This is a genomic window from Kribbella sp. CA-294648, from assembly GCF_050943845.1.
Classification (GTDB): domain Bacteria; phylum Actinomycetota; class Actinomycetes; order Propionibacteriales; family Kribbellaceae; genus Kribbella.
This window is the reverse complement of record NZ_CP191981.1, coordinates 3,324,822-3,338,169: the sequence shown is the minus strand read 5'-3', so window position 1 is coordinate 3,338,169 and position 13,348 is coordinate 3,324,822. Positions and strand designations below refer to the sequence as shown.

The 13,348-nt window shown below is 69.0% G+C and carries 13 protein-coding genes; 3 read left to right on the top strand and 10 right to left on the bottom strand.

All coding sequences use genetic code 11. From position 1 onward, the window contains the following. Positions 1 to 37: 37 nt before the first annotated feature. From ACQPYM_RS15975 to ACQPYM_RS15960, 4 genes are all read right to left on the bottom strand, one after another. Positions 38 to 1,168, bottom strand: a complete 1,131-nt coding sequence (locus ACQPYM_RS15975) for a bifunctional RNase H/acid phosphatase (protein ID WP_433021348.1) — start codon at positions 1,166 to 1,168, stop codon at positions 38 to 40. Further along, the gene (locus tag ACQPYM_RS15970) at positions 1,165 to 1,878 is read right to left on the bottom strand and encodes a zinc ribbon domain-containing protein (RefSeq protein ID WP_433021346.1); all 714 of its coding nucleotides are present in this window, start codon (positions 1,876 to 1,878) and stop codon (positions 1,165 to 1,167) included. The genes ACQPYM_RS15975 and ACQPYM_RS15970 overlap by 4 nt, the downstream gene beginning before the upstream one ends. Positions 1,879 to 2,093: 215 nt before the next feature. Next, on the bottom strand, positions 2,094 to 2,492 hold the full coding sequence (locus ACQPYM_RS15965; protein ID WP_433021344.1) for a DUF1304 family protein: 399 nt from the start codon (positions 2,490 to 2,492) through the stop codon (positions 2,094 to 2,096). Between the two features lie 2 nt (positions 2,493 to 2,494). After that, the gene (locus ACQPYM_RS15960) at positions 2,495 to 3,580 is read right to left on the bottom strand and encodes a methyltransferase (RefSeq protein ID WP_433021342.1); all 1,086 of its coding nucleotides are present in this window, start codon (positions 3,578 to 3,580) and stop codon (positions 2,495 to 2,497) included. 70 nt (positions 3,581 to 3,650) lie between these two features. Between ACQPYM_RS15960 and ACQPYM_RS15955 the strand changes: the two genes are divergently transcribed. Both ACQPYM_RS15955 and ACQPYM_RS15950 read left to right on the top strand, forming a co-directional pair. Beyond that, entirely contained in the window at positions 3,651 to 4,070 is a 420-nt protein-coding gene (locus ACQPYM_RS15955; protein WP_433021340.1) for a MarR family winged helix-turn-helix transcriptional regulator, read from the top strand. 20 nt (positions 4,071 to 4,090) lie between these two features. Further along, entirely contained in the window at positions 4,091 to 4,882 is a 792-nt protein-coding gene (locus tag ACQPYM_RS15950) for an arginase family protein (RefSeq protein WP_433021338.1), read from the top strand. A 1-nt stretch (position 4,883) separates the two neighbouring features. On the opposite strand, the gene ACQPYM_RS15945 is transcribed toward ACQPYM_RS15950, so the two are convergent. The 3 genes from ACQPYM_RS15945 to ACQPYM_RS15935 all read right to left on the bottom strand — a co-directional run bounded on the left by ACQPYM_RS15945 (position 4,884) and on the right by ACQPYM_RS15935 (position 8,574). Continuing rightward, entirely contained in the window at positions 4,884 to 6,017 is a 1,134-nt protein-coding gene (locus tag ACQPYM_RS15945; RefSeq protein WP_433021336.1) for a Nif3-like dinuclear metal center hexameric protein, read from the bottom strand. A gap of 32 nt (positions 6,018 to 6,049) precedes the next feature. Continuing rightward, entirely contained in the window at positions 6,050 to 6,811 is a 762-nt protein-coding gene (locus ACQPYM_RS15940) for a DinB family protein (RefSeq protein ID WP_433021335.1), read from the bottom strand. Positions 6,812 to 6,912: 101 nt separating this feature from the next. Then, positions 6,913 to 8,574, bottom strand: coding sequence for a glycoside hydrolase family 13 protein (locus ACQPYM_RS15935; RefSeq protein ID WP_433021333.1), 1,662 nt, complete (start codon positions 8,572 to 8,574; stop codon positions 6,913 to 6,915). Positions 8,575 to 8,734: 160 nt separating this feature from the next. On the opposite strand from ACQPYM_RS15935, the gene ACQPYM_RS15930 reads away from it, so the two are divergent. Beyond that, positions 8,735 to 9,949 (top strand): ROK family protein, encoded by a 1,215-nt coding sequence (locus tag ACQPYM_RS15930; protein WP_433021331.1) that lies wholly within the window; start codon positions 8,735 to 8,737, stop codon positions 9,947 to 9,949. Here ACQPYM_RS15930 and ACQPYM_RS15925 read toward each other — a convergent pair. From ACQPYM_RS15925 to nagZ, 3 genes are read right to left on the bottom strand one after another with little or no spacing between them, the layout of a single operon-like run. Then, the gene (locus ACQPYM_RS15925) at positions 9,946 to 10,518 is read right to left on the bottom strand and encodes a GNAT family N-acetyltransferase (RefSeq protein ID WP_433021329.1); all 573 of its coding nucleotides are present in this window, start codon (positions 10,516 to 10,518) and stop codon (positions 9,946 to 9,948) included. The genes ACQPYM_RS15930 and ACQPYM_RS15925 overlap by 4 nt on opposite strands. Positions 10,519 to 10,558: 40 nt before the next feature. Continuing rightward, positions 10,559 to 11,830: an alpha-L-fucosidase gene (locus tag ACQPYM_RS15920; protein ID WP_433021327.1), complete on the bottom strand. Its 1,272-nt coding sequence runs from the start codon at positions 11,828 to 11,830 to the stop codon at positions 10,559 to 10,561. Positions 11,831 to 11,871: 41 nt separating this feature from the next. Further along, positions 11,872 to 13,329: a beta-N-acetylhexosaminidase gene (gene nagZ / locus ACQPYM_RS15915; RefSeq protein ID WP_433021325.1), complete on the bottom strand. Its 1,458-nt coding sequence runs from the start codon at positions 13,327 to 13,329 to the stop codon at positions 11,872 to 11,874. Between the last annotated feature and the right edge of the window lie 19 nt (positions 13,330 to 13,348).

Sequence of the window (13,348 nt, the reverse complement as noted above, 5' to 3'; positions counted from 1 at the left end):
CCATCCGCCAGGCACCCCGTCGTGCCCGGCTCTTGGGTCAGACTAATGCGGGTTGGACGTTGAACGCTTTCAGGGACGCCAGGCCGTCGGCGTACCAGTGGATCTCGGTGAGGGTGGCGGGGGCCAGTTCCATCCGGAAGAGGGAGTTCATCGGCGCCTGCAGTACCGAGCGGACCATCAGTTTGATCGGGGTCACGTGGGTCACCACGAGCACCGTCTTTCCGGGGTACGCCGCGAGCAGCCCGTCGCGCGCCGACCGGGCCCGGCGGGCGCACGCGTCGAAGGACTCGCCACCGGGCGGGGCGACCGAGGTCGACTCCATCCAGGCGTTGAGGGCCTCCGGCCACTTCTGCTGCACCTCGGCGAAGGTGTGCCCGTCCCAGTCACCGAACGAGCACTCCACCCAGCCCTTCTCGATTGTCACGTCGAGGCCGAGCGTCTCCGCGACGACCGCCGCGGTCTGCTGGGTCCTGCGCATCGGCGAGGCCACGATCGCATCGATCCCGCCACGCCGTGCCAGGTACTGCGCCGCGGCGCGCGCCTGCTCCTCGCCGATCTCGCTCAACCCCGGGTCGTCCCCACCGGACCCCGAGAACCGCTTCTCGACGGTGTGCGGGGTCTGCCCGTGCCGCAGGAAGATCAGCTGGGTCGGCGGCTCGGTCTGCGCACCCCAACCCTGCAACGCCTTCTGCTGATCCGAAGACTCAGTCGGTACTACGGCCGAAGGGCCTGCCGCGACCGGTCGCAGCGGCACCGGCTTGCCGTCGAGCGCCAGGTTGGCGAGCGCGTCGGCGGCGGCGTTCTGGGCGCGCGGCACCCAGGTCCACTCGGTCCCGAACGGGGCGAGCGACTGCGCCTTGATCGCCAGCGGCTTCATGTCCGGGTGCTTGATCTTCCAGCGCCCGGCCATCTGCTCGATCACCAGCTTGGAGTCCATCCGGACCTCGATCGAGGCGTCCGGCGCGTACTCGCGGGCCAGCTCCAGCCCGGCGATCAGCCCGCTGTACTCCGCGACGTTGTTGGTGGCGACGCCGATGGTGACACCCACCTGGGCGATCACCTCACCGGTCGCCGGGTCACGCACCAGCGCGCCGTACGCGGCCGGTCCCGGGTTGCCCCGGGAGCCGCCGTCGGCCTCGACGATGACGTGCGACGGGCCGTTCGTCACAGGGTGCTCTCCGCCGTCCGGACCAGGATGCGCCCGCACTCCTCGCAGCGCAGTACGACGTCGGCCGCGGCGGCCTTGAACTTGCCCAGGTCGGACGGCGCGAGCTCCATCCGGCAACCCATGCAGCGCTTGCCGACCAGCGGCGCGGCGCCGATCCCGCCGTTGCGCTCGCGCAGCTTCTGGTACATCGTGACGAGCTCGGCCGGCAGTTCGGCGGAAACCGTCGCCCGCTTGTCGCCGACGCCCGCGCGCTGCTCGTCGAGCTCCTTCAGCGCCGCGTCCCGGGTCGCCTCCAGCTCGCTCTGCCGGCCGGCGAACGCGTCCGCGCGCTTCTGCAGCTCGGCCTGCACCGCCTCGGCGGCCTCGAGCTTCTCCATCACCTCGAGCTCGGCATCCTCCAGCGCCAGGATCCGCCGGTCGAGCGAGCCGATCTCGTGCTGCAGGTTCTCCAGGTCGCGCGGCGAGGTGACCTGCCCGGAGTCCATCCGCTGCTGGTTGCGCGCCTTGCGCTGACGGACCTGGTCGACGTCGCTGTCCGCCTTCTTCTGCTCCCGGCGCAGGTCGCCGACCTCGGTGTCGGCGGTGACGAGCTCACGGTCGACGACCGCCTTCTCCTTCGCCAGCTCCGCCAGGGCCGCGTGCTCGGGCAGCGACTTGCGCTTGTGCGCGATCTGATCCAGCTGCAGGTCGAGGTCCTGCAGCTCCAGCAACCGGCGTTGGACAGCGGGCTCGGCGTTCAGGGTCGGCTCCTTAGATCGCGTTCAGTTGTCAGCCCCGCACCGATCAGAGCCACTTGGTCAGGCGCCGGTACCGAGCATCGAGATGTGAGTGTCCACGGTACTGCCCCACATCGCAACCCACGCACGACGCCCCACCGCCCCGCCGGCGGCCGGGCCGAACGCAGTACCGGCCCGCCTCCCGGGTGCTAGGCCGCGATCGCGATCAGCGCGACGGCGGGCAGGACGGATGCGCCGACGGTTCCGCGGATGCTTCCGCCGCGGGGGCGCCAGTAGCCGAGTGCGTCCGCGACGCCCATGAACAGCGAGGCGATCAGCATGTAGAGGCAGCTGACGACCACCACGGTGGTGCCGGTGGACGTGTCGCCGGAGCGCACCATCCCGAGTCCGATCAGCGTGCCCACGCCGGCCAGGGCGTTGCGGGCGCCGATGCAGAACGACCACAGGTGCACATTCTCGATGCCGTGCGGTTCGATGCCGAGGAACCACTGGACCCACGGACGGTCGATCAGGAAGGCCTCGAAGGGGAAGACCGCGAGCATGATCAGCGCCGCGATACCCGCGCTGAGCTGTGCGATGGCATTCATGGCTACCTCCCTGGAACAGCTTCGATGAGCGAGAGGGTGGAGACTGTGGGAAGAATCCGGTTGATGCGGAACCCAGCACGGTCGAGCAGCGTGGTGAACTGCCGCTCGGTGCGCTCGCGGCCGCCGACGAAGATCAGCATGTCGAGGTCGAGAGCCTTCGCGAAGTGCGGAGTGTTGCCGGCCGGAACGACGCTCTCCAGCAGCAGCAGGGTCGAGCCCCGCGGCATGTGGCGGCGTACGGTGCCCAGGATCTCGACGGCCTGCTCGTCGTCGAAGTCGTGGATCACCCGGCGCAGCACGTAGAGATCGCCATCGGACGGTGCCGTCTCGAAGAACGACCCGGATTCGATGCGGCACCGGTCGCGGACCCCTGCCTCACGGAGCTGAGCCTCGGCCGGACCGACCAGCGCCTCCCGCTCTTGCAGAACGCCCTTCGCGGTCGGGGAGGCACCGAGCATGAGCGCGAGCAACTGCCCGTGCCCTCCACCGATGTCGACGATCGTCGAGTACGGCGTGAAGTCGTACGCCGCCACGACGGTCGGCCAGTCCAACGCGGTCAGGCACGTCATGGCGTTGTTGAACGTCGCGGCGAACTCCGGATTCTCGTCCAGGTACTCCCACAATTGCTTGCCGAGGGCAACCTCCACGGCGGGCTCGCCGGTCTCGACGGAGTAGGCCAGCCGTCCCCACGGACCCTGGTACTGCGGGTCGCCGAGCATCAGGATGACCGGCAGGATCGAGCCGGGTACGCCGGAGCGCAGGCCGCTCCCCAGCGGGGTCAGCCCGAAGCGTCCGTCAGCGCTCTCGGTGAAGAGCCCGAACATCACACAGGCCCGCAGGAGCCGATAGGTGGCATCGGGGTCCGACCCCGTTTCCGCCGCGATGTCGTCCGCCGACAGTGGGCCGTCCGCCAGCACGTCCGCGATGCCGAGCTTCGCCGCGGCATACACGGCCTGCGTCCCCATGAAGCCCGAGGCGAGCTCCAGCAGGCCGATCTCCGGCGGAACCATCCGCCGGGTCAGGGTCAGCAGCGCGGTCCGGACGGCCGTGGCGGCCCGGACGACTTTGACCGGCGGAACTCTGCTCATCGCGCACCTATAATCGTCAGTATTGGTGACTAATTTTGGTCAGCAATACTGACTACTGTCAAGGGGTGGAATGGACCTCGCCACGCTGATGTTCATCGCCTACCGCGCGATGGACGACCAGGTGATCCGCGCCCTGCGGGAGGCCGGCTACCAGGTGACCGTCGCCCAGGCGCGGATCGCCCAGCGGATCGCGCCGGGCGGCTCCCGCCTCACCGAGCTGGCCGAGCAGGCCCAGGTCACCAAGCAGACCGCGAGCCTGCTGGTCGCGGCGCTGGAAGTGGAAGGTCTGGTCGAGCGAGTCCCGGATCCGGCCGACGGGCGGGCGCGGCTCATCCGGTTCACCCCGAAGGGACGGAGCGCGGCGAACCGAGCCCGCGAGGTGGTGATGAGCGTCGAGCAGGACTGGAACGAGCACCTCGGCCCCGAGCTGGCCACCGCTCTGCACCAGGCCCTCACCAAACTGCGCGAGGTGACCGACCCCTACCAGTGACGTGATCGTAGGGTGGCGAAATGACCACAGTGCTTTGTGTGCCGCAGTGGCAGGGCTCCGGGCTGGGCGATTCGCCGCGCCTCGCCGAGGGGGCTCGCCTGACCGCGGAGCTCGCTCCGGCGGATCGCGTGGTGACGGTGCCTGTTCTCGACACGGGCGGCAAGCCTGAAGCCGGCGTACGAGGGCTGGATGTGCTGCTCGAGAATCTCCGGCTGACGTATGACGCCCTGGCCGGCATCGACGATCTGGTGCTGACCGTGGGCGGGGACTGTGCGGTGGACCTCGCGCCGATCGCGACCGCTCGCGACCGGTACGGCGACGAACTGACTGTCCTGTGGATCGATGCGCATCCCGACCTGTACACGCCTCAGACTCTGCGGTCCGGCTCGTTCCACGGGATGGTGTTGCGCACGCTGCTCGGCGAAGGGCCGGCTCCGATGATTCCGGCGCGGCCGTTGGTGCCTGGGCAAGTGATCATCGCCGGAGAGCGAGCCGGTGATGCGTCGGAGCACGAGTACCTGAAGAAGGCCGGCATCCGGCGGTACGGCGTCGGTGAGCTTGATCGAGTGCTGGACGGTCTCATCGGTCCGGTGTATGTCCATGTCGACCTGGACGTCCTCGAGCCCACCGAGTTCGGGTCGCTGGGCTATCCCGAGCCTGATGGAATACCGGCGCAGCAGTTGATCGAGCTCGTCTCCGGCGTGGAGAACGTCGTGGGCGCAGCCATCACAGAGCACATGCCTACCGGGACAGCCGGCGACGCAGCCGATGCGGAGGTTGTCCGCCGCCTGGCGACCGTGCTCTGTCGATGACCTAGAGGTGAAGCGTCCAGGCGTCGGTGCAGATGGTGGAGACCTGGGTCTCGACGGTGAAGCCGCGAGTTGCCAGGGCATCGGTCACCAAGCGCTCGGCGTCCTTCAGCCACGGCCATTCGCTGGCCCAGTGGGCAACGTCGACCAGCGCCGGACCTTCGTCGTACGCGCGCGCCTCGGTGGCGGGATGGTGCCGCAGGTCGGCCGTCACATAGGCGTCCACACCGGCCGCACGCACCCGCTCGAACTCCGAGTCTCCAGCCCCACCAACTACGGCCACCGCCTCGATCAGCCGATCAGGATCCCCCGACACCCGTACTCCGTGCTCCGTCCGCGGCAGCCGCTCCCCCACCAGCTCGGCGAACCGCTTGAGCGGCAAAGCCTCCGCCAGTACGCCGATCCGCCCACCACCCCGATTGCCGGCCAGCGCGGCCAGCTCGAAGATGTCGAAGGCAGGCTCCTCGTACGAGTGGGCCGCCTTGAGCGCCTCCACCACAGCCCGGCGACGGTGTCTCGGCAACACCATCTCGACCCGGTCTTCCACCACGCGCTCGACAGTGCCGACCTCGCCGATCGCCGGGTCGGCCCCTTCCAACGGCCGGAAAGTCCCTTCTCCGGTGGACCTCCACGCCGCGCGGTCGTACTCACCGATCCGCCCGGCCCCGGCCGCGGCCAGCGCGTCGATCATCGCCTGCGTCTCGGCCACCGGCACGTAGACGACAACCTTGTCCATCGGCTCGCTCGGCAACGCCTTCAACGGCCGGGTGTCCTTCAGCCCCAGCGCGGCGGCCAGCGCGTCACTCACCCCGGGATTCGCGTTGTCCGCGTTCGTGTGGCACACCTGCAACGCGACGCCGCCACGGATCAGGTCGTGAATCACCCGCCCCTTGGGCGTGGTCGCCGCGACGCTGTTCACGCCGCGCAGCAACAACGGGTGGTGGGTCACCAGGAGATCGAACCCGCCGCCGATCGCCTCGTCCACCACGACCCGCATCGGATCCACCGCGAACAGGATCCGGCGCACCGGCTGCCCCGGATCGCCGGTCACCAGACCGACCGCATCCCAGCTCTCCGCCCAGGCAGGGTCGTACAACCCGTCGAGCACCTCGACCACATCAGCAAGCGTCGCGTCCACCCCCACATCCTGCCAGCGCCACCACCATCAGGTCAGAGAACACCCGACTTCTCGAGGACTGCGAGGTCGCGGACGGCGTACCGGTGATGCTCGGCCTCTTCCTTGAGGACCACCTTGAGACAGCGCCGGACGACATACTCCTTGTCCGGATACATGTCGGCCGGCTTCCGCGCGCAAACCCGGTCGAGCTCAGCATCGGTGAGACTGTCGAAGACCCGCCGTAGCTTGGACATCCGGGCCAGCCGAGGCGCGAGCACCTCGTCGAGCGTCGGCGTGGCCTCGAGAGTGAGCCCGAGCTTGGCCGCCTCCTCGGTCGGCGTCCCACCGGCCGGGAAGCCGAACGGATGGTACGGCTCTTCCTCCTCGAGCACGCAGTTGCCGGCCCAGGCGTCGCTGGCGAACAGCAGATGCCGCTGCGTCTCGACGAACGACCACTCGCCGCCGACCCGTTCGTGAAGCTTTGCCTCAGGCAACAATCTCGCGCGTTCGAGGGCCGACTCCCACAGTTGCCCGACCGCGCTCCAGGCCGCACGGTAGTCGTCGACGGTGGTTGCGTCACGGGCCAGCACCCGCGCGGGGTGCAGCCGGTCGAGCTCCGCATCGACGTACGCGGTCACGTCGACATCGTTGACGACGACTCGCTGGAAGTCACCGCCGAGGTAGACGTCGCTGCCGTAGCAGTCGACGATCTTCAGCCCATTGACCTCGCAGTCGCGGATCTCGAGCCCGGCGAGGTCGCACAGGTGAATGCGCGCGCCCCGGAACTGGTCGGTCTCAACGTATTCAGTAGCCATAACGGCAGTCTGTCCCAACGCACCGACAGTTTCTGCCACTCAAGCTGTTCGACCGCTGGCGCCCCGCCACGTGCGGCGCCAGCGGTCGAACAGGGATCTGGCTAGATGAGCCAAGCGGTGGTGTCAGTGGGAAGCTTGTCGCCTTCGAGCGGCGAGCTGGAGAGGACGACCGCGCCTTCAGGCAGCTCGATGGGAGCCGCACCGAAGTTGGTCACCGACTGCCAACCGCCCGGGCGGCTGAAGTGGAGCGCCCACTCGACGTCGTCGATCCACTCCAGGCCGGCACCCGTCTGCAGACCCCGGCGTACTGCGAGGGCCTTGCGGTAGAGGCTCAGGGTCGACGACGGGTCGCTCTCCTGCGCCTCCACGGAGTACTGGCCGAACCAGGTCGGCTGCAGCAGGTGCGAGCCGCCCGAGCCGAAGCCGAACGACAGCCCGCCGACAGTCCACGGCAGCGGCACCCGGCAGCCGTCGCGACCCTTCTCAGCGCCCTTCGAGCGGAAGTAGGCAGGGTCCTGCAGGTTCGCCGCCGGCAGCTCGCCGACCTCCTGCAGCCCCAGCTCCTCCCCTTGATACAGGTACGCCGAGCCAGGCAGCGCCAGCATCAGCAGTACTGCGGCCCGAGCCCGTCGCAGCCCCAGCTCGACATCGACGGTGGGCTCGGTGCCGTTGCTCAGCAGCCACGCCTTGCCGTCCTGCCACGCACCCTCCGGGTCCTTCGGCAGCCCGTACCGCGTCGCATGCCGGACGACGTCGTGGTTGGAGAAGACCCAGGTCGAGGACGAGCCGTTCTCGTCGGCCAGCGCCAGGTTCTCCTTGATCACCGTGCGGAACTTGTCGAAGTCCCAGTCGGCCTGCAGCAGGTCGAAGTTGAACGCCTGGCCGAGACCCTCGGCACTCGCGTACCGGGCCCGGCGCGCCGCCGGTACGAACGCCTCGGCGACAGCCGACCGGGGCGGGTCGTACTCGTTCAGCACCTTGCGCCACTCGGTGTAGATCTCGTGCACGCCTTCGCGGTCCCACAGCGGGTGCGCGCCGTTGGACTCCGACTGCCGCGGCAGCGTCGTCTTCGACGGCAGCGGCTCGGTCAGGTCCTTGACCAGCGCGTGCGCCACATCGACCCGGAAACCGTCCACCCCGCGGTCCGACCAGAACCGCAGCGTGGTCAGGAAGTCGTCACGGACCTCAGGGTTGTCCCAGTTCAGGTCGGGCTGCTCGGCCGCGAACAGGTGCAGGTACCACTGGCCGTCCGGGGTCCGCGCCCAGGCGGACCCGCCGAACACCGAGTCCCAGTCCGACGGCGGCTCGGAGCCGTCCGGCCCGGTGCCGTCGCGGAAGATGTACCGGTCGCGCGCGGGTGAGCCCTTCGGCGAGCGCAATGCCTCCTGGAACCACTCGTGCAGGTTCGAGGTGTGGTTGGGCACAATGTCGACGATCAGCTTGATCCCGGCCCCGTGCAGCGCGGCGACCAGTTCGTCGAAGTCGCTCAGCGTGCCCAGGCGCGGGTCGACGTTGCGGTAGTCGTCCACGTCGTACCCGCCGTCGGCCAGCGCCGAGGGGTAGAACGGGCTGAGCCAGATCGCGTCGATCCCGAGCTTGGTCAGGTACGGGAGGCGGCTGATGATGCCCTGCAGGTCACCGACACCGTCACCGTCGGAGTCGGCGAAGCTGCGCGGGTAGATCTGGTAGACGACGGCCTGCCGCCACCAGTCGGGGTCGCTCGGGTCGTCGGCACGGGTCACCAGGGTCGCGGTGCTGGTCAAGAGAGCCTCACTCGGTTCGGAGGGTGGTCCGGGGGTACTACGCAAGGACGGCGGATGTTTCCAGCTGGTTCCGGCGGGGTTGCCGCCAGATTTATATAGACTCTAAATTTAGATTCTGCAGTATTGTGCGCGGGGACTTGCGAGGAGGTCAAGAGGGAATATGGCGACAACCCCGGCGGCCACGCCACCGATGCTGCGCAGAGTGAACGCGAGCAAGCTCCTCGGCGTGCTGTCGACGGCCGGGGTGATGACCGGTACCGGCCTGATCGAGGCCACTGGTCTCACCCGCGCGACCGTGCATGCCGTCTGCAACGACCTGATCGCGATGGGCTGGGTGGTCGAGCTCGACCCCGGCCACGACGCTCCCGGTACGCCGGTCGGCCGGCCCTCGCGCCGGTTCGAGTTCAACAGCCGGGCCGGCTATGTGCTCGGCATCGACGTCGGTGCGGGCAAGACCACCGTGCTGCTGTCCGACCTGCGCGGCGAGACCGTCGCCAAGGCCGGCCGCTCGTTCGAGTCGGTGAAGACACCCGCTGAGCAGACCGCGGTGGTGAACGAGGCCGTGCTGGAGGTCATCGCCGTGGCCGGAGTCACCGACGCCGAGGTGCTCGCGGCCGGTGTCGGGGTGGCCGCGCCGGTCGACCGGGAGGGCAACATCCTGGTCGACGACGAGTTCTGGCGACGCTTCGACGCGGGCCTGACGAACCGGCTCACCGAACTCCACGGCTGGCCCGTCCTGCTGGAGAACGACGCGAACCTGGCCACGCTGGGCGAGCACTGGCGAGGTGAGGCCCGTGACGTCGATGACTTGGTCGTGCTCCTGGCGGGCGAGCGGTTCGGTTCCGGCCTGATGGACTCCGGCCGGTTGTTGCACGGCAGCCGCGGTGGCGCCGGTGAGATGGTCTATCTCAAACTTGTCGAGGGTGTCGGCGACACAGCCGGTATCGCCCGGACCGCCCGCGAGCAAGGCACGAAGGCGGTGGCGGACGCGACGGTCGAGACGAGCCTGCGCGAGCTGGCCGACGGCAGCCCGATCACCGCGGAGCTGGTCTTCGCGGCCGCGGCCGACGGCGACACAGTTGCCCTCAGCATCCTTCGGCACATCGCCTGCCGCACCGCCAGAGTCCTTGCCACGTTGGGAATCCTCTTCAACCCCGAGCTGATCGTCATCGGCGGCGCCGTCGCGACCGCCGCCAAAGCCTTGCTGCCGGACATCGAAACCCAGCTGGCCACCTTCACCGCCACTCCACCCCGGATTGCCGTCTCCTCCCTCGGCGACACCATCGTCTCCGTCGGAGCAGTCCGCCACGCCCTCAACTACGTGGAGCAACACGCCCTGGACCTGCAGCTGACCGGCGTACGGCGTACCAGCTAGGCGAGCGTCCAGCGGGGCGCCGGAGTTCCGGGTGCTGGCGTCCATTCGGGGCGGATGAGGCTGTGGATCTTGGAGTCCCGCCAGCCGCTGCGGATCAGGACCGTGCGGCGGAGGACACCTTCGTACGTCATGCCGATGCGCTTCAGGACCGCGGCCGAGGCGGAGTTGCGGGGGTCGCAGGTCGCCTCGATGCGCTCCAGTTCCAGCGCCTCGAAGCCGAACTGGCAGAGCAGCCGGGCGATCTCGCTGGCGACACCCTGGCCCCAGTAGTCGCAGTGGACGGAGTAGCTGATCTCGCCGCGCTTCCAGGCGACGTGGCGGATGTTCAGCTCGCCGATGCCGAGCACACCGGTGGCCGGGTGGGTGGCGACCCAGGCGTACCGGTGCTGGGGATCCGCTGTCCACGAGGCAGCGGCCGCCTCCGCGAAGACCCGGGTCTCCTCCTCGGAGTTGGGACCCCACGGCTGATACCGGCAGGACTCCTCCCGCGAAGCCCACTCATGAATCCGCGGCCAGTCGTCGTACCGGATCGGCCGGAGCGTGATCTTCGACAGGTCCAGAGCGTTCACCCGAGTCAGGCTAGCCCTGGAAACGTTGCCTCAGCGGCACTTAGTCCCTGGTGTGGTGCTCGAACAGGTCCAGTTCGCCGTCGAGTTCCAGTTCGATCACCGTGCAGTCCCGGTCCAGCGCGGTGTCGGAGTCGATGAACAGGTACTCCCAGCCCGGTACGCCGGCGTGGCCGCCCTGCCGGGTGGTGCGCAGCTCGACCTTGCTGCCCAGGATGGTTGCCTTGAGCACTTTGTTCTTCAGGCCGCGGACCACGACGTACTCGTTCGGGCGGTCGAACACGAACAGGTACAGCTTCCGGCGGTCGAGCGAGACCGTCGACGCGCCATAGAAGGCGCCCAGCGGCAGCCCGCGGGTGGTGTCGTAGATGGCCGGTTCGTGCCGGCGGATCCAGTCGCCGAGCTCGCGCAGCCGCTCGACCTGCTCCTCGGGGATGCTGCCGTCCTCGCGCGGTCCGACGTCGAGCAGAAGGTTGCCCCCGCCCCCGATCGTCTCCGCGAACAGCCGCACCAACTGCCGGACGGACTTGTAGGCGTGGTCGTCGTGCTGGTAACCCCACGACTCGTTGATCGTGACGCAGAGTTCCCAGGGACCGGCCGGCGGCACGACGGGCACACCCTGCTCCGGCGTCGCGTAGTCGCCGAACCCGCCGCGCATCCGGCCGTTGATGATCGTCGCCGGCAGCTTCGACTCGATCAGCTGCCGGACCTCCTCCATCCGCCACTGCTCCGGATCGCGCTCCCAGTCCCCGTCGAACCACAGCAGGTCCGGCTGGAACCGCTCGATGATCTCGGTCAGCTGGGCCCGGTGGAAGGCAAGGAACCGCTCCCACGCCTCCGGGTCCTCCTCCCCCGCCGCCGGTACCGCGAACGGGTTGCCGCGCTCGTCGGCCGGCATCTCGGCCGGCCGCACCGACGCGTAGTCGGGATGCGACCAGTCGAGATGGCTGAAGTAGAGCCCGGTCTTCAGGCCGTGCCGGCGCAGCGCGTCCATGTACTCGCTGACGATGTCGCGCGCGGCCGGCGTCGCCTTCACCGTCGACAGGTCGTTCGCCGCCGTGTCGTAGAGCGCGACTCCGTCATGGTGCTTCGACGTCAGTACGGCGTACCGGGCGCCGGCCGCCTCGAACAGCTCGGCCCACGCCTCGGCGTCGAACTTCGCCGCGGTGAAGCCGTCGAGCTGCAACATGTAGTCCTCATGGCTGATCGAGCCGTTGAAGAACGACCAGGACTCGGCGATCCCGTTCACGGCATAGATGCCGTAATGGATGAAGATGCCGAGCTTGGCCTCGCCGAACCACGGTTGGATCGCCATCGCGCACTCCTCGAACTGGGGGTCGCAATAGGATATAGGATTTATGGCACGCGAGTCAGTAGCTGTGCGGCCGCCTCCAGAACGACGAGGTTGCGCCCGTAGGTGACAGCCGTCGGCACGGTCGCCGGCACTAGGGCCCGGTCTTCCGGAATCCCCGTGCAGAGCACGAAAACGTCACCCTCGTGGCTCTCGAGCAGCTTCTGCAGAGCGGCGCGCATCCACGGAGTACGGACCGCATCCTGGACTGCGACCACCAGCGGCCGCCCGATCGAGGCTGCCTGAGCATCCGAGAGTGCGGCGTCGTCGTCGCCTCGCAGTACGACGCCTGCGGAGCCCGGCGCGACCTTGGCGAAGACCTCCGGAAGACCGCTGAAGTACGGATTCCACGCCGGGTGCAGGCCCTGGGTCAGATCCACCACGTACGGCGATCCGCCCAGTCCGGGGAAGTCCTGCCCGGTGACGGTGCGAGCCGCGACCTCACGGGTCGGCGCGCCGTCGAGGCCGGGCTGGTGCGGTCGCGCGGCGAGCGTGGTCGCCAGGGCGCGCACCCGGCCGGCGGCATCCGCGAGCCGGGACGCCTCGAGCGTTCCGTCGCCGACTGCCTGGACCAGGCGAGCCGTCAGCGTGCGGGGATCGGCCTCACCGATCGCGATCATCGCCAGGTCCGCACCCGCCCGGATCGAGGCGACGGCGGCATCCTCGATCGACCGGGTCGCGGTGATCGCCTGCATCTCGAGCGCGTCGGTGGTGATCACTCCGGTGAAGCCGAGCTCCTCGCGCAGCAACCCGTGCAGGATCCGCCGCGACAGGGTGGCCGGCTGGTCGTCGTACGCCGAGAAGATGATGTGCGCGCTCATGATCACGTCCGCGCCGGCCTCGATCGCGGCCTTGAACGGCGCCAGCTCGACCGCGGTCACCTGCTCGATCGACCGGTCCACCCGGGGCAGCGCGAGATGGGAGTCCACGGCGACGTCGCCATGACCGGGGAAGTGCTTCGGGCAGGCCGCGATGCCGGCGTCCTGGACGCCCTGGACGAAGGCGACTCCGTGCCGGGAGACGACATCGGCCGACGTACCGAACGAGCGGGTCGAGATGATCGGGTTGGCCGGGTTGCTGTTCACGTCCACCGAGGGCGCCAGCATCAGGTCGATCCCGAGCGAGGCGAGGGTGGCGGCGGCGTCGCGAGCCGCGGCGCGGGTCAGGCTGACGTCGTCGAGCTCACCGAGCGCACGGGGTGACGCCAGCGGCCAGGGGTTGGCGGGGGCGAGATGGCTGAACTCGCCACCCTCGTGGTCGATGGCGATCACCAGGTCGGGCCGTTCGGCCCGCAGCGAGGTGGTCAGGGCAGCGACCTGTTCGGCACTTTCGACGTTGCGGGTGAACAGGATGACGGCACCGAGTCCGGCGGCGACGGCACGCAGCAGCTGGTCGGGGGCGGTGGTTCCGTTGAAGCCGACGATCAGGGCGCCGGCCGCGTCACGATCCAGTTGGTCACTCATGGGGCCTACCCTCTCGCGC